This window comes from Stenotrophomonas sp. AS012628 (assembly GCF_010608305.1).
Lineage (GTDB): Bacteria > Pseudomonadota > Gammaproteobacteria > Xanthomonadales > Xanthomonadaceae > Stenotrophomonas > Stenotrophomonas geniculata.
Map to the genome: position 1 here is coordinate 20,508 of NZ_VMBJ01000028.1, position 18,186 is coordinate 38,693.

At 66.9% G+C, this 18,186-nt stretch carries 12 protein-coding genes; 8 read left to right on the forward strand and 4 right to left on the reverse strand.

Annotated elements, in window-relative coordinates:
- Positions 1-15 precede the first annotated feature (15 nt).
- Complete coding sequence (locus G5A07_RS13335; RefSeq protein WP_010480950.1) at positions 16-1,200, forward strand: SAM-dependent methyltransferase; 1,185 nt, start codon at positions 16-18, stop codon at positions 1,198-1,200.
- Positions 1,197-1,589 (forward strand): membrane protein, encoded by a 393-nt coding sequence (locus G5A07_RS13340; protein WP_010480949.1) that lies wholly within the window; start codon positions 1,197-1,199, stop codon positions 1,587-1,589. Before G5A07_RS13335 ends, G5A07_RS13340 begins: the two co-directional genes overlap by 4 nt.
- Before the next feature lie 124 nt (positions 1,590-1,713).
- Here the strand turns inward: G5A07_RS13340 and G5A07_RS13345 are convergent, their stop codons facing one another.
- From G5A07_RS13345 to G5A07_RS13355, 3 genes are all read right to left on the reverse strand, one after another.
- Entirely contained in the window at positions 1,714-4,068 is a 2,355-nt protein-coding gene (locus G5A07_RS13345) for a family 20 glycosylhydrolase (RefSeq protein WP_191863432.1), read from the reverse strand.
- Between the two features lie 111 nt (positions 4,069-4,179).
- Positions 4,180-6,888, reverse strand: a complete 2,709-nt coding sequence (locus G5A07_RS13350; RefSeq protein WP_010480947.1) for a TonB-dependent receptor — start codon at positions 6,886-6,888, stop codon at positions 4,180-4,182.
- 143 nt (positions 6,889-7,031) lie between these two features.
- Complete coding sequence (locus tag G5A07_RS13355; protein ID WP_010480946.1) at positions 7,032-8,051, reverse strand: glucokinase family protein; 1,020 nt, start codon at positions 8,049-8,051, stop codon at positions 7,032-7,034.
- 376 nt (positions 8,052-8,427) lie between these two features.
- On the opposite strand from G5A07_RS13355, the gene G5A07_RS13360 reads away from it, so the two are divergent.
- The 6 genes from G5A07_RS13360 (at position 8,428) to G5A07_RS13385 (ending at position 17,482) form a co-directional block, all read left to right on the forward strand.
- Positions 8,428-9,720, forward strand: a complete 1,293-nt coding sequence (locus G5A07_RS13360; RefSeq protein ID WP_005419333.1) for a sugar MFS transporter — start codon at positions 8,428-8,430, stop codon at positions 9,718-9,720.
- A 39-nt stretch (positions 9,721-9,759) separates the two neighbouring features.
- A complete protein-coding gene (locus G5A07_RS13365; protein ID WP_006391719.1) occupies positions 9,760-10,827 on the forward strand; it encodes a LacI family DNA-binding transcriptional regulator in 1,068 nt (355 codons plus the stop codon).
- Positions 10,828-10,834: 7 nt separating this feature from the next.
- On the forward strand, positions 10,835-11,863 hold the full coding sequence (locus G5A07_RS13370) for an SIS domain-containing protein (RefSeq protein ID WP_019338836.1): 1,029 nt from the start codon (positions 10,835-10,837) through the stop codon (positions 11,861-11,863).
- Positions 11,863-13,011, forward strand: a complete 1,149-nt coding sequence (gene nagA / locus G5A07_RS13375) for an N-acetylglucosamine-6-phosphate deacetylase (protein WP_191863433.1) — start codon at positions 11,863-11,865, stop codon at positions 13,009-13,011. The genes G5A07_RS13370 and nagA overlap by 1 nt, the downstream gene beginning before the upstream one ends.
- Positions 13,011-14,078 carry a heparan-alpha-glucosaminide N-acetyltransferase domain-containing protein gene (locus G5A07_RS13380; RefSeq protein ID WP_191863434.1) on the forward strand — a complete coding sequence of 356 codons (1,068 nt, stop codon included), beginning with the start codon at positions 13,011-13,013 and terminating at the stop codon, positions 14,076-14,078. Before nagA ends, G5A07_RS13380 begins: the two co-directional genes overlap by 1 nt.
- A 284-nt stretch (positions 14,079-14,362) precedes the next feature.
- Positions 14,363-17,482 (forward strand): autotransporter outer membrane beta-barrel domain-containing protein, encoded by a 3,120-nt coding sequence (locus G5A07_RS13385; RefSeq protein ID WP_191863435.1) that lies wholly within the window; start codon positions 14,363-14,365, stop codon positions 17,480-17,482.
- Positions 17,483-17,638: 156 nt separating this feature from the next.
- Here the strand turns inward: G5A07_RS13385 and G5A07_RS13390 are convergent, their stop codons facing one another.
- On the reverse strand, positions 17,639-18,073 hold the full coding sequence (locus tag G5A07_RS13390; RefSeq protein ID WP_049434283.1) for a hypothetical protein: 435 nt from the start codon (positions 18,071-18,073) through the stop codon (positions 17,639-17,641).
- Between the last annotated feature and the right edge of the window lie 113 nt (positions 18,074-18,186).

The following is an 18,186-nucleotide window of genomic DNA, read 5'->3' on the forward strand; positions in this document are numbered from 1 at the left end:
GCATTCGAAGACGCCATGCAGCCCACCTTCCCCCTGCCCGAAGCCGATGCCCTGGCCCACAGCGACCAGCTGGCGGCCGCCCTGCGTGCTGAAATCCTCGCGCAGGGCGGGGCGATGCCCTTCTCGCGCTTCATGGAACTGTGCCTGTATACCCCTGGCTGGGGTTACTACAGTGCCGGCGCCAGCAAGTTCGGTGGCAGTGGTGACTTCACCACCGCGCCCGAGCTTGGCAGCCTGTTCGCCGGCAGCGTGGCCAATGCGCTGGCGCCGGTGTTCGCGCAGCTGGGTGCACAGGCGCGGATGCTGGAACTGGGCGGCGGTACCGGCGCCTTTGCCGAGGCCGTGCTGCTGCGCCTGGCCGAACTGGACGCGCTGCCGTCGCGCTATGCCATCCTCGAACCCAGCGCCGACCTGCGCGAGCGACAGCAGCAGCGCCTGCAGCAGAACCTGCCGGCCGAGCTGGCCGCGCGCGTGGACTGGGTCGACCGCCCGTTCGAAGAGGACTGGGAAGGCGTGGTGTTCGCCAACGAGGTGATCGACGCGCTGCCGACTCCGCGCTTCCTGATCCGCGATGGCGAGGTCTATGAGGAAACCGTCGAGCTGGATGCCGAAGGCAACTTCATCCGTGGTGCGCAGCCGGCCGATATCCTGCTCAACGGTGCGGTGCGCCACATCGAGCGCTACCTGGAAAAGCCCTTCGCCGAAGGCTACCGCTCCGAGGTGCTGCCGCAGCTGCCGTACTGGCTGCAGGCGGTGGCCGGCGGCCTGCAGCGTGGCGCGATGCTGTTCGTCGACTACGGTTACAACCGCGGCGAGTTCTACCAGCACGACCGCGACGATGGCACCGTGCGCGCGTTCTACCGCCACCACGTGCACAACGACGTGCACCGCTGGCCGGGCCTGCAGGACATTACGGCGTCGGTGGATTTCACCGCGATGGCCGAGGCCGGCATGCACGGCGGTTTCGAGCTGGCTGGCTACTGCAGCCAGGCCAGCTTCCTGCTCGGTAATGGCCTGGACCAGGTGCTGCTGCTGGCCGAGGAACGCACCGACGAGGTCGGCCGCATCCAGTTGCGCGACCAGGTGAAGAAGCTGACCCTGCCGACCGAGATGGGCGAGCGCTTCCAGGCCATCGGCCTGCAGCGTGGCGTCGATTTCGAACCGGCCTTCGAACTGGGTGACCTGAGCTGGCGCCTGTGAGCGAGGTGTTGCCGGTGATCAAGCCGTTGCGGCGGCCGCGGTTGTGGGCCGTGCTGTGGGGTTTGGCCGTGCTGCTGGTGATTGTGGTCTGCCTGATCCCGCCACCGCCGATTCCGTTGCCGGAAAACAGCGACAAGGGCGAACACTTCCTCGCCTATTTCATCCTGGCAGGCAGCGCGGTGCAGCTGTTCCGTCGGGGCCGCCCGCTGCTGTGGGTGGGCGTGGGCCTGGTGCTGATGGGCATCGGCATCGAGTTCGCGCAGGGCGCGCTGACCAGCAACCGCATGGCCGACCCGATGGATGCCATCGCCAACACGATCGGTGTGCTCGCCGGCATGGCCACCGCACTGACCCCGCTGCGCGACCTGCTGCTGCGCTGGCGCGGGTGAGGTTCCTGTAGAGCCGAGCCCATGCTCGGCTTTCCGGTTGAAAAGCAGCCGAGCATGGGCCCGGCTCTACAGTAGATCCACGCGATGCGTGGATCCGGCCGCAAAGCGCAACCAAGGTTGGCACCTACCTGAGCGTGACCTCATCCAGCACCCACATCGCCGGGCGCGTGTCGCCGGTGAAGTTGATGCACAGATCGCCGTTGCCAGCGGTGCCCTTCGGCAGCGCCGCGCGCAGGGTCACGAAGCCGTCGGCATCGGTCTGCGCCGGCAGCGGCACCTGAGCCAGCACCTTGCCCGTGCAATCACCGCGGCGGATCAGCATTTCACCGTGTGCGCTCCGGGCCTTTTCGAAGCGGCGCTTCGGCTCGTCGTGGGCCAGCTGGAAGTAGTACGGAATACGCCCCGCACGCACTTCCACGTTGCCGATGCCGTCCAGCTGCGCCTGCGGCCAGCGCCAGCACGGCTGGAAGATGTCCACGTTGAACACCGCACGCGTTCCCTCACGCGGGCCATCGTCTTCCAGGCGCAATACCAGGCCGTTCGTGCCCACGCAGCTGAGTAGCTCATCACTGCGGCGGCTGAGCAGCGACTGCGCGGTGAATGCGGCGATGGTCGGCTTCGCGGCCAGCATCTGCCCCTGGTAGAACGCCGCCGCCTGCACGGTGGTCGGTAGTTTCCCGGTCAGCGGCTGCTGGTACAGCGGCGACTGCGCGGTCACCGGTTGGCCATCGGTGCTGTAGCGCACTTCATAACCCAGCGGATTGGCCAGTGACACGGTCACTGTGCCGGCCGCGCGGTTGTCGGTGTAGTCCACGCCCACTTCGAACGGGGTCTGCGCATAGGCCAGGCCCCAGGCACGGTAGCGCTGCAGCTGGGAGGGCAGGCGCGCGAGGAAATCGCGGAAGTCGCGATGCTCCGGCGTGCTCCAGCCGGTCTCGGCCACCGCGGCCACGCGCGGGAACAGGTTGTGCTGCAGGCGTGCATAGCTGCGCGTGTGCTCGGTGAACATGTTGGCCTGCAGGCCCAGGATGTGCCCACGCTTGTCGGCGGCCAGCTCGGCCGGCACCGGCTCGAAGTTGTAGAGCTTGCCGAGGTTGACCTGGGTCGGACGGCCCGGCGGTTCATTTGGCGAGGCGGTCTGCAGGTAATCCAGGTACAGGTAGCCGACCGGCGACATGATCACGTCATGGCCGGCGCTGGCCGCAGCCAGTCCGCCTTCGGTGCCCTGCCACGACATCACTGTGGCCTGCGGCGGCAATCCGCCTTCGAGGATTTCGTCCCAGCCGATCAGGCGCCGGTCGTGTTCCTCCAGGAAGGTTTCCAGGCGCTTGATGATGTGGCTCTGCATGGCCATTTCATTCTTGATGCCCAGCGCACGCATGCGCTGCTGCACCCGCTTGGATGCTTCCCACTGGTCCTTCACCGCCTCGTCGCCACCGACGTGCACGTACCTGGCCGGGAACAGCGCGATCACTTCTTCCAGCACGTTCTCGAGGAAGGTGACGGTGCTGTCTTCCACGTTGAACAGGTTTGGGAACACGCCCCACTCGCTGATCGGCTTCAGCGGCGTATCGATGGTGCCCAGCTCCGGATACGCGGCAATCGCAGCAGTCGCGTGGCCCGGTACATCGATTTCCGGAATCACCTGGATATGCAGCTTCGCGGCATAGGCGATCACTTCGCGGATCTGCTCCTGGGTGTAGAAGCCGCAGTACGGATGCTCCTGGCCGCTGACCGGATCGATGCCGCCGTCACCGGCCGGCAGGCGGCAGCTGCCCACGTCGGTCAGCTTCGGGTAGCGCTTGATCTCCATGCGCCAGCCCTGGTCGTCGGTCAGGTGCCAGTGGAAGGTGTTGAGCTTGTGCGCGGCCATCGCGTCGAGCACGTGCTTGATCTCGTCCAGGCTCTGGAAGTGACGGGCGGAGTCGAGCATGAAGCCGCGCCAGCTGAAGCGCGGCGCGTCCTGGATCTGCACTGCGGGCAGCACGCCGTTGCTGCCGCCGGTGGCGAGCTGGGCGAGGGTGGTCGCGCCGTAGAACAGGCCGGTTTCGTTGCCAGCCTGCACCAGCACGCCCTGTGCGGTGCTTTCCAGCGTGTAGCCCTCACCGCTGTCGCGGAAGGTGGGCACGATCTGGAAGCGGATGCTGCCGGCCTTGGCGCTGGCTTTGCCCTTGGCCAGTGCCAGGCGCGGGCCACCGCTGCGGGCCAGCAGGTCGGCGAACTGGTTGGCGACGCGCTGCGCGGCTTCGCCTTCGGCCTGCAGCACGGTATCGGCGCGCACGGTGATGCCGCTGCCCTGGCCGCGCTGCACGGTGGCCGGGGCGGGAATCAGCATCAGGCTGCCGGCGCGCAGCTGCGGGCCGGGTGCTTCAGCGGCAGGCGTGGGGTCGGCGGCAAGTGCCGGCAGCGCCGGCAACAGGGCGAGCAGGCTGCCCAGCAGCACTGCGCTGCGCATCCGGGCGCGGGAAGGCTTGACCATCGGTACGACTCCTTGGAACGGTGCGATGAACGCTATACATGAAAAACGCCGGGCCCGGAATGACCCAGGCCCGGCGTGCGTGCACGACTCGGCGATGTTGCTGCCGCTGGATCAGTACTTGAAGCGGAAGTTGAGGTAGTACTGGCGACCGTTGCTGTAGAACGAGGTCGGGATCGCCGCGGTCTGGTAGTACTTGTAGGTCGGGTTGTTGAGGTTGAGCGCATCGAAGCTGATGCTCAGCCAGTCGGTGGCCTTGTAGCTCAGCGACGCCGACAGGGTGCCGAAGTCATCCTGGTAGTACGGGTTGGCGCCGGACAGGCCGATCAGGAACGACGAACGGCGGGTGTAGCTGACGCGTGCACCGAAGGTATCGTTCTCGAAGTAGGCACCGACGTTGTAGGTGTTCTTCGAAGTGCCCAGCAGGTTGTCGCTGCCGTCGGCCCAGGTGTGGTCGGTGCTGCCATCGGCGTAGGTGTAGTTGGCATTGACACCGAAGTACTCGCCGATCGGCTGCTCATAGGCCACTTCGATACCGCGGACCTTGCCGTCGGCATTGCGCGGGCGGGAGATGTTGTATTCCTCGAGACGGTTGGTCAGCTCGCTGAACAGCATCTCCTTTTCGGTGCTGAAGGCCACGTAGTCCTTCAGGCGCATCGAGTAGGCACCGATCGACAACATGCCGCGCGGCATGAAGTACCACTCCAGGTTGGCATCGAAGTTGGTCGACACCACCGGCTTCAGCTTCGGATTGCCGCCACCGCCAGTCCGGTTCAGGTCCGAACCGTAGGACGAGGCACCCAGTGCCGAGAAGTCCGGCAGGGTCTGGGTCTGCGAGGCGGCCACGCGCAGCACCAGGTCGTCGCGCAGGTCGTACTTGAAGTTGGCGCTCGGCAGCACGCGGTTGTGCTTGTTCTCGAAAGCTTCGCGGGTCCACGCGCCGAACAGGCTGCTCACGTCCGGCACGGTCGAGCCGGTGGCGGCGGCGTAGGTATCGATATCCTGCTTGATGTTGACGTAGCGCAGGCCGACGTTGCCGCTCCAGCGGTCGCCGCTGAAGTTGCCCTGTACGTACGCGGCGAAGTTCTTCTCGGACACCTTCCACTCGGCGCCGTAGTTGTGGCGGCCGGTCGGGCCGTCATTGCCGGACAGCCAAGTGGAGTTGTTGGTCACCGCTTCCTTCAGCGCACCCGGGGTGAAGTACCACAGGTCACGCGGGAAGCTGCCACCGATGCCGTTGGCAAAGCCGCCGGGGAAGTTGGCGGTAGCGCCGTTCTTCAGCGCATTCCAGATCGCGCCCGGGGTTGCGCCTTCCGGCGACTTGGCCTCGCGCTTGTGGTCGCCGAAGCGGGCGCCGAAATCGATCGAGTTCAATACGCCAGCGTCGGCGAAGTACTGGTTGAAATCGAGCGTGGCCCACTTTTCCTTGTCGATCGCGGTGACCTGCTGGTTGCCCCAGGTGCCGAAGTCGGTCACGCCGCTCGGGCCGATGTTGCCACCGACGTTCCAGTCGATCGGCGAGCCGTTGCCGTGGGTTGCCCAGGTGGCGCCGCCACCACGGGCCAGGTTGACTTCGGCGATGTACTGGCGCGGCGTTTCGCCGGTGCCCTTGGTGCTGCCAGCCTGGAACTTCATGCCCAGGTTGTCGCTGATCTGCCAGTCGGCATCGAAGGTGATGTAGTTGGTCTTGGCCTTCGACTCGCGGTAGATCATGTCGTACACCGCGTAGTCGCGGTCGGCCTGGCCGGCGAAGGTGGCGTTGGACAGCACGCCATCCTTGACGACGTAACCCGGATTCGGGGCCTGGCCCGGAATCAGGATCTTGTTGCCATTGGCATCTTCAACGGTACGGTCGTTGAGGATGCGGCCGCCCCACAGCATGAAGTTGCGGTTGTAGTTGTTCGCCTTCAGTTCCGAGCTGAAGCCTTCCAGGCCGAGGGTCAGGTTGTCCATCGGCTTGAACTGCAGCGACACCAGACCGCCCTTGCGCTCGCGGGTCTGTTCAAACAGGGTCGAGCCGAGCAGGCCCGGCGCGTACACGCCGGCCAGGTCCGGGTTGGACTTGGCCACGGTGCCATTCGGATCGATCTGGAAGAAGCCGCCCGGGATTTCCTGCGCTTCGCGGCGCAGCTCGCGCTTCTGGCTGAAGGCCTGCACCATCACGCCGAAGTTGCCTTCGTCGTTCTTGTAGTTGAACAGTGCCGACAGCTGCGGGTCGTTGGACTTGGCCTGGTCCGAACGCACCATGCCGATGGAGCCTTCCGCAGTGAGCTGCTTGGAGAATTCCAGCGGCTTGCGGGTGAGGATGTTGACGGTACCGGTGGTGCCGCCGTCCTGCAGCTTGGCCTGCGAGGACTTGTTCACTTCCACCGAGCGCACCAGTTCCGACGGCAGCAACGAGTAGCTGACGCTGCGGCCGACGTTGTTGCCCTGGCTGAGCACGAACCAGTCGGCGGTGCCGACGGTGTGGCCGTTGATCAGGGTCTGGGTCAGGCTCGGGCTGGTACCGCGCAGGCTGACACGGTCGGCTTCGTCGAAGCCGCCTTCGTCGGCGCTGGACGAGCTGATGTTCACGCCCGGCAGGCGCTGCAGCGTATCGGCGACGTTGTGCGCGGGCAGCTTGCCCACGTCTTCGGCGGTGACCACTTCCACGCGGGCATTGGCTTCGCGCTTGGTATCCAGCGACTTTTCCATCGAACCACGGATGCCGGTGACCTGCACGGTATCCAGGTCGGTGGCGGTCTGGGCGGCCTGCTGCGCGTGCGCACTGAAGGCGATGCAGCTGACGATGGCGGCCGAAAGCAGGGTCTTGCGGGTGTTCATGATGTCTCTCCTCATCACTCGATTGGATGCCGGCGGCGGTGTTCGATTACGGTTGCGATGACATGCGCGGGGCGGCGGCGAAGTCCCGTGCGTTGGCGTGCCACGTACTGCGTGCTGCGATTGCGTTGAAGCCTGTTGCGGTGTCAGGCGGCCGACTGCTGCTGCAGGTACCAGCTTGCAGCGCCGACCACGCCCAGCTGGCCGTGTTCGACGACCTTCACCGGGATGCGTGCCAGTGCTTCGCCCATCGGCCCCTTCTGCAGGTAGCGTTCGACGAAGGTGCTGGCGTGCAGGTATTCGCGGATCTGCGGCAGGATGCCGCCGGCCAGGTAGACGCCACCGTGGGCGCCGTAGAACAGGGCCATGTCGCCGATGGTGCTGCCGAGCAGGCCGCAGAACACATCCAGCGCCTGGCGCGCGCGTGCATCGGTATCGGCCATGGCGGCGGCGGTGACCGCATCGGGGCTGGCCAGCGTCGGTGCCTGCCCCTGCAGCGCACACACCGCGCGGTACAGGTTCATCAGGCCCGGGCCGGAGATCGCATGTTCGATCGATACATGGGCGCGGTCGCGCTGCATGTGGCGGACGATGGCCATTTCCAGTTCGGTGCTGGCGGCCAGGGTCGGCTGGCCGGCTTCGGTGGGAAGCACCACCGGGCCGTGCGCGGTGGGAATCCACAGTGCTGCACCGAGGCCGGTACCGGGGCCGACCACCAGGGTCGGACCGCGCGTGGCGGTGTCCGGCCCGCACAGGTGCAGCACGCCGCTGGCGTCCACCTGCGCGGCGGCATAGGCCACCGCTTCGAAGTCGTTGACGATGTAGACCCGCTGCAGGCCGACATCGGCCTCCACCTGGCGTGCCGACAGCGGCCACGGCAGGTTGGCGGTGATCACCGTGCCGTCCTCGCGGGCGTAGCCGGCGCTGGCGACCACGCAATGCGTGGGCCGCGGGCCTTCGCCGAGGAAGTCGGACAGGATCGCGCTGAGGCCGGCATGGTCGGCATTGCGGTACTTGCGGTACTCCAGCACCTGCACCGGGTGGGCGGCATCACCGCTGGCCTGGACCCTGGCCACGCGCACATGGGTGCCACCGACGTCGGCGGCCAGGAACGAGGGCGCGACTCGGGACAGGACATGGGCCGGGGCGGGGTGGCTGGCGGTCACTCGGGCTCCTGCTGCAGGTGGGGCCGGCCCCGGGATCGGGGGCGGCGATTGGGGCGGAGTCTGTAACCCCGCTGACAACGATGTCAACGAGTTCGTGACACTTTCGTTGCTGCATCGCAACGAATGCGACATGCAGTAAACGTTTACATGGCGTGAGTGCGGGTTTCACGTTGGAACCGTTGCCGCACATGGGCCAAGGTCTCCGGCGCATTCAGCACGATGCGTTGCGATCAGGTTGCGCAGTGCAGCACGAGGTTCACAGGGCTGCGTGTGGAAGTTGACAAACCGCAGCTGTCCATCGAAAGAATGTGACAACGTTGTTCCCAGCCACTCTCCGACGCCGCGTTCTGCGGCCGTCGCCGCAGGAGCCCTCCTGATGTCCGCCGTCCCCGCTGCAAGCGCGCGCCCGAACGTGGCCACCTCCATCGCCATCGTTGGCGTGTTGTTCTTCCTGATCGGCTTCTTCACCTGGCTCAACGGCCCGCTGATCACCTTCGTCAAGTTGGCCTTCGAACTCAGCGAGGTCGGCGCCTTCCTGGTGCTGATGGTGTTCTACCTGTCCTATTTCTTCCTGGCCCTGCCAGCGTCCTGGATCCTGCGCCGCACCGGCATGAAGAAGGGCCTCAGCCTGAGCCTGCTGGTGATGGCCGGTGGTGCCGCGCTGTTCGGTGAATTCGCCACCCAGCGCTGGTACCCGGGCGCGCTCGGCGGCCTGTTCGTGATCGGCAGCGGCCTGGCGCTGCTGCAGACCGCGATCAACCCCTACATCTCCATCCTCGGCCCGATTGAAACTGCGGCACGCCGCATCGCGCTGATGGGCATCTGCAACAAGATCGCCGGCATGCTCGCACCGGTGCTGATCGGCACCCTGGTGCTGCATGGCATCGGCGACCTGGACAAGCAGGTGCAGGCCGCCGACGCGGTCACCAAGGTCGCGCTGCTCAACGAATTCGCCGCCAAGATCCATGCGCCGTACCTGGCGATGGCCGCGCTGCTGGTGGTGCTGGCGGTGGCCGTGCTGTTCTCGCCGCTGCCGGAGATCAAGTCCTCCGAAGCCAATGCAACGCCGTCAGGGGCACCGGGAACGGCCGAGCGCCGCAGCATCTTCCAGTTCCCGCATCTGTGGCTGGGCGTGCTGTGCCTGTTCGTGTACGTAGGCGTGGAAGTCATGGCCGGTGATGCGATCGGCACCTACGGCCACGGTTTCGGCTTGCCGCTGGACCAGACCAAGATGTTCACCTCGCTGACGCTGGGTGCGATGTTGGCCGGCTACGTGGTCGGCCTGCTGGCGATCCCTGGCCTGGTCTCGCAGTCGCGCTACCTGACCATTTCGGCAGTGATGGGCGTGGTGTTCTGCCTGGGCGCCTGGGCTACGCACGGCTACGTCTCGGTGGCCTTCGTGGCGCTGCTGGGCTTTGCCAACGCCATGATGTGGCCGGCCATCTTCCCGCTGGCGATCCGCGGCCTGGGCCGCTTCACCGAGACCGGCTCGGCCCTGCTGGTGATGGGCATCGCCGGCGGCGCGATCATTCCGCAGCTGTTCGCCGTGCTCAAGCAGCACATCGACTTCCAGCTGGTGTTCGTGCTGCTGATGGTGCCGTGCTACCTGTACATCCTGTTCTACTCGGTGATCGGCCATCGTGCCGGCCTGCCGCAGGACAAGGCCTGATCGGCGATGATGGACGGCAGCCAACCCCAGGGAAAACCCATGCGCAGAGCGACCATCAAGGACGTTGCGGAGAAGGCCAAGGTCTCGCTGAAAACGGTCTCGCGGGTGATCAACAACGAGCCTTCGGTGATGCAGGCCACCCGTGCGCGGGTGCTGCGTGCCATTGCTGAACTCGATTACGAGCCCGATCCGTCGGCGCGCAACCTGCGCAGCGGCACCACCTTCGTGATCGGGCTGGTCTACGACAACCCGAACCCGTACCACATCATCGGCGTGCAGAACGGCGTGCTGGCCGCCTGCCGCGAGACCGGTTTCGGCCTCCAGATCCACCCCTGCGATTCCAGCTCGCCGCTATTGGCCGATGAGCTGGCCGACTGGGTGCAGCGTTCGCGGCTGGCCGGGCTGGTGCTGACCGCGCCGATGTCCGAGCGCCGCGACCTGATCCAGGCGCTGACTGCGCGCGGCATCAAGCTGGTGCGGATCATCGCCGCCACCGAAGACCCCGCCGACGGTGCCTGCGTGTTCGTCGACGACCGCGAGGCGGCCTACGAAATCACCGAGCACCTGATCCAGCTGGGCCACCAGCGCATCGGCTTCCTCTGGGGCGGCATCTCGCACCGCTCCTCGGGCGAACGCTATGCCGGTTACGAAGCCGCGCTGAAGGACTACGGCATGACCGTGGACAAGCATCTGGTGGTGCAGGGCGACTACACCTTCGACGATGGTTTCCGCGGCGCGCGCCGCCTGCTGGCGCTGCGCGAGCCGCCCACCGCCATCTTCGGTTCCAACGACGAAATCGCTGCCGGCGTGCTGGCCGCCGCCAAGTCGGCCGGCATGAACGTGCCCTACGACCTGTCCATTGCCGGCTTCGAGGACAGCCCGTTCTCGCGCCAGTCGTGGCCGCCGCTGACCACCGCCAAGCAGGCCACCGAGGACATCGCCCGCCATGCCGCGCGCCTGCTGATCGCGCAGCTGCGCAGCGACGCCTACGACGATGCGCCGGCACCACTGCACAACCAGGGCTTCGTGCCGCAGCTGGTGGTGCGCGGTTCGACCGCGCCGATGCGCCCGGCTGGCGCACGCCCCCTTCCTTCCGATCCTGCCTGAGCCTGCCATGTCGCTGTCAGACCCCACTTCCACCCTGATGTTCGCCGAGGCCGCTGAAGCGGCTGACGTGGTTGCCCGCCAGTTCTCGCGCAACCACGCCACCCTGGAATCCCTGGCCGCCAGCCTGCGTGCTGCGCCGCCCCCGTTCGTGGTCACCTGCGCACGCGGCAGTTCCGATCATGCCGCCACCTATGGCAAGTACCTGCTGGAAACCCAGCTGGGCCTGGTGGTCGCATCGGCCTCGCCGTCGGTGGGGTCGGTCTATGCCGCACCACTACAGCTGCGCGGCGCACTGTTCATCGTCATCTCGCAGTCGGGCAAGAGCCCGGACCTGCTGCGCAACGCCGAGGCCGCCAAGGCCGCCGGTGCGCGCGTGATCGCGCTGGTCAACGTCGAGGATTCGCCGCTGGCGCTGCTGGCCGATACGGTCATTCCGCTGCATGCCGGTGCCGAAAAGAGCGTGGCGGCGACCAAGAGCTACCTGGCGTCGCTGGCCGCACTGCTGCAGCTGGCTGCGTACTGGAAGCAGGACAGCAGCCTTCGCGCCGCACTGGACCTGCTGCCGGACGCGATGCGCGAGGCCTGGCAGTGCGACTGGAGTGCGGTGACCGAAGGCCTGGTCGAGGCGACCAACCTGTTCGTGCTCGGCCGTGGCCTGGGCCTGGGCGCGGCCCAGGAGGCTGCACTGAAGTTCAAGGAAACCTGCAGCCTGCATGCCGAAGCCTACAGCTCGGCTGAAGTGAAGCATGGCCCGATGGCGCTGGTTGACCGTGGTTTCCCGGTGCTGGCCTTTGCCCAACCCGACGAGACCGGCGCCGGTACCCGTGCTGTCGTCGAAGAATTCACCGCGCGCGGTGCACAGGTGTGGATGGCCGGTGCCGGTGGCAACCTGCCGGTGGCGGCCGCACCGCATCCGCTGTGTGCCCCGCTGCTGACCGTGCAGAGCTTCTATCGCGCGATCAACGCGCTGGCGCTGCGCCGTGGTTTCAACCCGGATCTGCCGCCGCATCTGAACAAGGTTACGGAGACGGTGTGATGGCCACGGTCCTGCGCAACGCCCGCATCCTGGCAGGCGAGGAGTTCCGCGACGATCTGGCGGTGGTGATCGAGGACGGTCGCATCAGCGCGCTGCTGCCTGACGCTGCACCGCAGCTGGGCCAGGCGGCCGAGCAGATCGATCTGGACGGCGGCTGGCTGCTGCCCGGCTTCATCGATGTGCAGGTCAATGGCGGCGGCGGCGCGCTGTTCAACAACACGCCCGATGTCGCCTCGCTGCGCACCATCGCGCGTGCGCACCGGCGCTTCGGCACCACCGCGATGCTGCCGACGCTGATCAGCGACGATGTGGACGTGATGCGCGAAGCAATCGCTGCGATGCGCGAAGCAATCGCTCAGGGCGTGCCCGGCGTGATCGGCATCCACCTGGAAGGCCCGTACATCGCGCCGGCGCGCAAGGGCACCCACGATGCCAGCAAGTTCCGCGTGCCGGACGAAGAAGAGATCGCGCTGGCCGCCTCGCTGGACAACGGCGTGACCCTGCTGACACTGGCGCCGGAACGCGTGCCGCTGGAGACCATCCGTGCGCTGGTCGAACGTGGCGTGATCGTTGCTGCTGGCCACACTGCTGGCACGTACGAAGAGATTCGTGCCGGACTTGATGCTGGGGTGCGTGGCTTCACCCATCTGTACAACGCGATGTCGCCGCTGCAGGGCCGTGAGCCCGGTGCGGTGGGCGCTGCGCTGGAAGACCGCGACAGCTGGATCGGCATCATTGTCGATGGCGTGCATGTGCATCCGGCCAGCCTGCGCGTGGCGCTGGCGGCCAAGCCGCGCGGCCGCCTGCTGCTGGTGACCGATGCGATGCCGCCGGTCGGTGCCGATGATCCCAGCTACGTGCTCTACGGCGAAACCATCACCGCCATCGACGGCGTGGTGCGCAATGCCGCCGGTTCGCTGGCCGGCTCGGCGCTGGACATGGCCACCGCCGTGCGCAAGACCGTGCAGCTGCTCGGCCAGCCGCTGGCCGAAGCCGCACGCATGGCCTCGACTTACCCGGCGCAGTTCCTCAACGTCGACGACCGCCTGGGGCACATCGCCGAGGGCTACCAGGCCGACCTGGTGCTGCTGGATGATGCCCTGCAGGTGCGTGGCACCTGGATTGCCGGACAGTACGAGGCCGCCTGATGAACGCGACGCCGCCACGCCGGCTGGGCTCGATCGATGCCCTGCGCGGCATCACCGTGGCGGCGATGCTGCTGGTCAACAATCCGGGTGACTGGAGTGCGGTGTTCGCACCGCTGCGCCATTCGGACTGGCATGGCTGCACGCCCACCGATCTGGTGTTCCCGTTCTTCCTGTTCCTGGTGGGCGTGTCGATGGCGTTCAGCGTAGCGCCGCGCGCGCTGGACGCGTCAGCGCGACCTGCACTCGCGCGCGGCGTGCTGGAGCGCGCGCTGCGCATCCTGCTGGCCGGTGCGCTGCTGCACCTGCTGATCTGGTGGGCGTTGGATACCCATCACTTCCGCATCTGGGGCGTGCTGCAACGCATCGCGGTGTGTGCGGCGTTGGTGGGCGTGCTGGCGGTCTACGCGCGGCCGCGCGTGCAGGTGGGCGCTCTGATCGCGCTGCTGGTGGGGTACACCGTGTTGCTGCTGGGCATCGGTGACCTTGCGCCATGGACCAACCCGGCCAGCCGTCTCGACACCACCTTGTTCGCGCCATGGATCTACCAATGGCAGGCCGATACCGGTCTGGGCCATGACCCGGAAGGATTGCTGAGCACGCTGGGCGCGCTGGCCAGTACCGTGCTCGGGCTGTTGGCCGGAGGCCTGCTGCGCAGCGGACGTGCCGCGGCGCTGGCCGGGCTGGGTGTGGCGACTGCGGTATTGGGCCTGCTGCTGGCGGTGGTGCTGCCGTTGAACAAGCAGCTGTGGACGCCCAGCTACGTGCTGTGGACCGGGGGCCTGGCCGCGCTGGCATTGTGGCTGGGCCACGCGCTGATCGACCGCAAGGGATGGCCCGCACTGGGCCGTCGCTTCGGTGTCAATGCGATCACCGCCTATCTGGGGGCCTCGGTGATGTCGGTGATCCTGCTGGCGACCGGTGCCTGGGAGTGGGTGTGGCAGCAGCTGGCTGCAGCGATGCCGCAGGTGCTGGAGCTGGCCTCGATGTTGCAGGCGTTGGTGTTCGTTGCGCTGTGGTGGGGCGTGGCGTGGTGGCTGGACCGACGTCGCATTTATCTGAAGATCTGAGCGCGGGCAAAGATAGTAGCGAACGGCTCATCCACGCATGGCGTGGATCTACTGGGCCAGGATTGCAGTAGATCCACGCCATGCGTGGATGCTCTTGGCGGGCCAATGATGGTGAACGCATTCATCGATATGCGGGGCGCGTGAGCACTTCCCGATTTCACATCGAAAGCGTGACCGGTTGCCTGCAATTTCACCTATCGAAACCATTCATGGCAGTGGCAGACTGCGTGAGTAGCGCCGTACATAGCATCCGCAGTTCCTGATCCCCGACCCAGGAGTGCCGTATGTCCCATGTCGTCCCGCCCGGGTTCCGCCGGCGTCGTTTGACCGTTTCCCTGGTCCAGATCCTGGCGGCGCCGTCGTTGCTCGCCTTGTCCGCCCCGGCAGCCTGGGCGGGATGCGATGCGTCCGCCCCCGCCGCCGGGCAGACCGTCACCTGTAGTGCGGCCGCGCCCAACCCCGATGCAACGCCAGTCACCCTTGGCGCCGGAGCCACCGGCGTTACCATCAACGTGCAGAGCGGCGCACAGCTGAGTAGCAGCGACGCCAATGCGATCTACGTCGCCCCGACGGCCAGCGGCACCATCAACAACCAGGGCAGCATCGCGGCCAGCGGCACCGTCGGTAGCGGCACCGCCGGTGGCATCAATGCCGACGCCGTGGTGACGGTCAACAATGCTGCCAGTGGCAGCATTTCCTCGGCACAGGGCTACGCGCTGTATCTGCAGGGGGGCAGCGGCGTCGTCAACGACGGCCAGATCAGCGCAGCCGCTGGCTGGGGCATCGCCTTCAAAGGTGCAGGCGACAGCAGCGTGGTCAACCGCGGCACCATCAGCGGCGGTACCGGTGGCGTGCAGTTCGGCGCCGGCAACGATCGCCTGCAGATGCTGGCCGGCAGCATCAGCGGTGGCGTCCAGCAGGGCGATGGCAATGATGTGCTGCTGTTGAGCGATGGCACGATCGACAGCGTCGACCAAGGCAGTGGCGATGACCAGATGACCGTCACCGGCGGCACCGTCACCGGCCTGGTAGCGCAGGGCAGTGGCCGCGATGATTTCGTCATGAGCGGCGGCACGGTCGGCGCGCTGCAGCAGGGCGACAACATCGATACCTTCCGCATGAGCGGTGGCCGCATCATCGGCGCGTTCGAGGATGGCGACCAGGCCTGGATGACCGGTGGCCGCATCGGCCGCGTCAACATGAAGCTGGACAAGAACCTGTGGGACCAGTCCGGCGGCACCGTGGATGGCAATGTGGTTACCGGTTTCGACACCGATACCATCATCATTTCGGGTACCGCCTACATCGGCGGCAACATCAGCGTCAGCGGCGGCAACGACAGCGTGACCATCACCGACGGCACCGTGCGCGGGCAGGTGCTGCTCAGTACCGGCAATGACACCTTCAACTGGAATGGCGGTGGCATCGTCTACGGCGCGATCGACATGGGCCCGGACAACGACGTGGCCAACCTCAGCAACCTCAATCAGGGCAACCTCGGTGCGGTTCCGCTGTTCGACGGTGGCGGTGGCATCGACCAGCTCAACCTGAGCAACGTCAAGACCACGGGCGTGGGCCGCTTCCAGAACTGGGAGGCGATCAGCCTGGCCAACAGCACCGAGCTGAGCTTCGATGGCGATCTGGTGCTGGGCGACAGCGGTAGCGGCACCGGCACGCTTACGGTGGATGACACCAGTACCGTCTACGCGGGCAGTGGGGGGCATGCCATCCGCCCATTCAACAGTGGTGCACTGGTGGAGATGGTCAATGCCGGGCGCATCGACCTGACAGGTACCGGCGCTGGCGACGTGTTCACCGTGCGTGGCAACTACCGCGGAGACGGTGGTGGCCTGTACCTGCGTACCGTGCTGGGCGCGGACAACTCCACCAGCGACCGTCTGGTGATCGACGGCGGTACTGCCACCGGGACCACCGGCATCGGCGTGCTCAATGCCGGCGGCAGCGGCGCCGCCACGCTGGCCGATGGCATCCTGGTGGTGCAGGCCTTGAATGGCGGCCGCACCGCGCCGGGTGCGTTTTCGCTGTTCGCACCGGTTGCGGCCGGTGCCTACGAGTACTTCCTGTTCAAGGGCGGTGTCAGTGCCGGTACCGCCGAGAACTGGTACCTGCGTTCGACGCTGGTGACCGGGCCGACGCCAGCACCCAACGGTGGCGGCAGCGCGACACCGCCACCGCTGACGCCTCCAGTGGCCCCACCGCCGCCGATCACCCCGGCACCGCCGCCGCCGCCCGAAGGCGCCACCGATCCGGATCTGACCGCGGGCGAGACCGCGCCGCCACCACCGCCACCGGAACCCGCGCCGGTGGCGCCACCCAGCGATCCGGCCGTGCCGGACGTGCCAGTGGCCGGCGGTGCGCTGCCCGGAACCGGTGCCCCGCCGACGCCGGGTGCACGCCCCGCCGAGGGCGCAGTGGTGCCGCTGTACCGCGTGGAGACTGCCACCTATGCCGTGGTGCCGCCGCTCCTGCGCGAGACCTCGCTGGCCAGCCTCGGCACCTTCCACGAGCGGCAGGGCGAGCAGCGCCTGCTGTACAACCAGGGCGCATTCCGCACCGCCTGGGGCCGCTTGGTGGGTCAGAGCAGCGAGATCCATTGGAAGGGTGATGCGCAGCCGGGCTTCGATGGCGATGTGATGGGCCTGCAGGCCGGTCTCGACGTATGGGCCGCTGCCTCCGACAACCACCGCAACCAGATCGGCGTGTTCGTCGGCCGCACCCGCGCGCAGGGCAAGGCCACCGGCCTGGCACTGGGCTGGGAGAACGTACAGGTGGGACAGAACCGCCTGGACGACAAGCACGTGGGCCTGTACTGGACGCTCACCGACAGCAGTGGTGGCTACATCGACGCCGTGGCGATGCAGAGCCGTTACGACGGCCGCGTGCGTTCCTCGCGCGGGCTTGGCTTCGGCTTGAGCGGTGATGGCACCAGCGTGTCTGTGGAGGCCGGCAAGCCGCTGCTGCGGTTTGGGCAGTCCGCATGGTGGCTGGAACCGCAGCTACAGGTGATCTGGCAACGCACGTCGCTGGACGACCGCCGCGATGAGGTGTCGAGCGTGCGTTTCGACAACGACAACGCCTGGACCGGCCGCATCGGCCTGCGCCTGGCCGGCGATTACCAGCTGGCCGACAACGGCTGGCAGCCGTATTTCAAGCTCAATTACTGGCATGGCCGCTCCGGTGAAGACCGCATCCGCTTCGACGACGACGTGATCGTCAATTCGCAGCGCTCGCGCGCGCTGGAGGCCGGTGTCGGCGTGGTAGGGCGCTTCAATCGCACCATCAGCGCGTACGCCGTGGCCGACTACACGCGCGAGCTGGGCGGTGACCGCAACGAGAAGCGCCGCATCATCGAAGGCAACATCGGCCTGCGCGCGGACTGGTAGCGCGCGGTGCAGATGTCATGACCCGCTCTGGTGGGTGTCGACCTTGGTCGGCACGGTGCTTTCCGCCGCCATGACCTGCTCTGGTAGGTGCCGACCTTGGTCGGCACGAATCCCACCGACGCCATGACCTCCGCGCAGTCGAGCATAGGCTCGGCTCTACAACAGTGGTGCGCACGCATCCGGTTCCACCAGCGCCCCGGCATGATCGGCCAACACCACCACCGCATGCAGCAACCCTTCCTCCACCTGCGGCGGACACTGCGCCTGCGCATCGTCCGTCTCGCGCGCCGACTGTGCAGCCAGCAACACGCCGCCGCAGGCGGACAATGCGGCAAGGCAGCGCGTTGCCTCGGCCAGTTCCCGACCGCGCGCCTCGCTGAGTTGCCGCTCGCGCCACGGCTGACCATCGGCAGCGTGGCTGTGCGTGATGCCGCGCAACCGCGCGAAGAATGCGGACGGCGGCGCCTGTTCGTTGGCTTCGGTGAGCGCATCTTCCAATGCCTCGGCTACGGCATTGGAGAGCTGCAGGCCGGGCAACGCGGCGCCGAGCAGTGCCTGCAGGCGTGGATAGGTGGGGAAGGGTTTGTTCATGGCGGCAACCTCACGGAGCAAGGCCACCTGCGGCATGCAAGGTGGCGGGCGGTGCGGGTTGGCGTGCCGGTCAAAATCAAAGAGAAAAAAAGCCGACGGATCACGAGGATCCC

Bases quoted from the DNA above. Each gene is read 5' to 3' on its own strand.
- G5A07_RS13335 (WP_010480950.1), top strand. From the start codon at position 16: ATGCAGCCCACCTTCCCCCTGCCCGAAGCCGATGCCCTGGCCCACAGC.
- G5A07_RS13345 (WP_191863432.1), bottom strand. From the start codon at position 4,068: ATGGTCAAGCCTTCCCGCGCCCGGATGCGCAGCGCAGTGCTGCTGGGC.
- G5A07_RS13350 (WP_010480947.1), bottom strand. From the start codon at position 6,888: ATGAACACCCGCAAGACCCTGCTTTCGGCCGCCATCGTCAGCTGCATC.
- G5A07_RS13360 (WP_005419333.1), top strand. From the start codon at position 8,428: ATGTCCGCCGTCCCCGCTGCAAGCGCGCGCCCGAACGTGGCCACCTCC.
- G5A07_RS13365 (WP_006391719.1), top strand. From the start codon at position 9,760: ATGCGCAGAGCGACCATCAAGGACGTTGCGGAGAAGGCCAAGGTCTCG.
- G5A07_RS13370 (WP_019338836.1), top strand. From the start codon at position 10,835: ATGTCGCTGTCAGACCCCACTTCCACCCTGATGTTCGCCGAGGCCGCT.
- nagA (WP_191863433.1), top strand. From the start codon at position 11,863: ATGGCCACGGTCCTGCGCAACGCCCGCATCCTGGCAGGCGAGGAGTTC.
- G5A07_RS13380 (WP_191863434.1), top strand. From the start codon at position 13,011: ATGAACGCGACGCCGCCACGCCGGCTGGGCTCGATCGATGCCCTGCGC.
- G5A07_RS13385 (WP_191863435.1), top strand. From the start codon at position 14,363: ATGTCCCATGTCGTCCCGCCCGGGTTCCGCCGGCGTCGTTTGACCGTT.
- G5A07_RS13390 (WP_049434283.1), bottom strand. From the start codon at position 18,073: ATGAACAAACCCTTCCCCACCTATCCACGCCTGCAGGCACTGCTCGGC.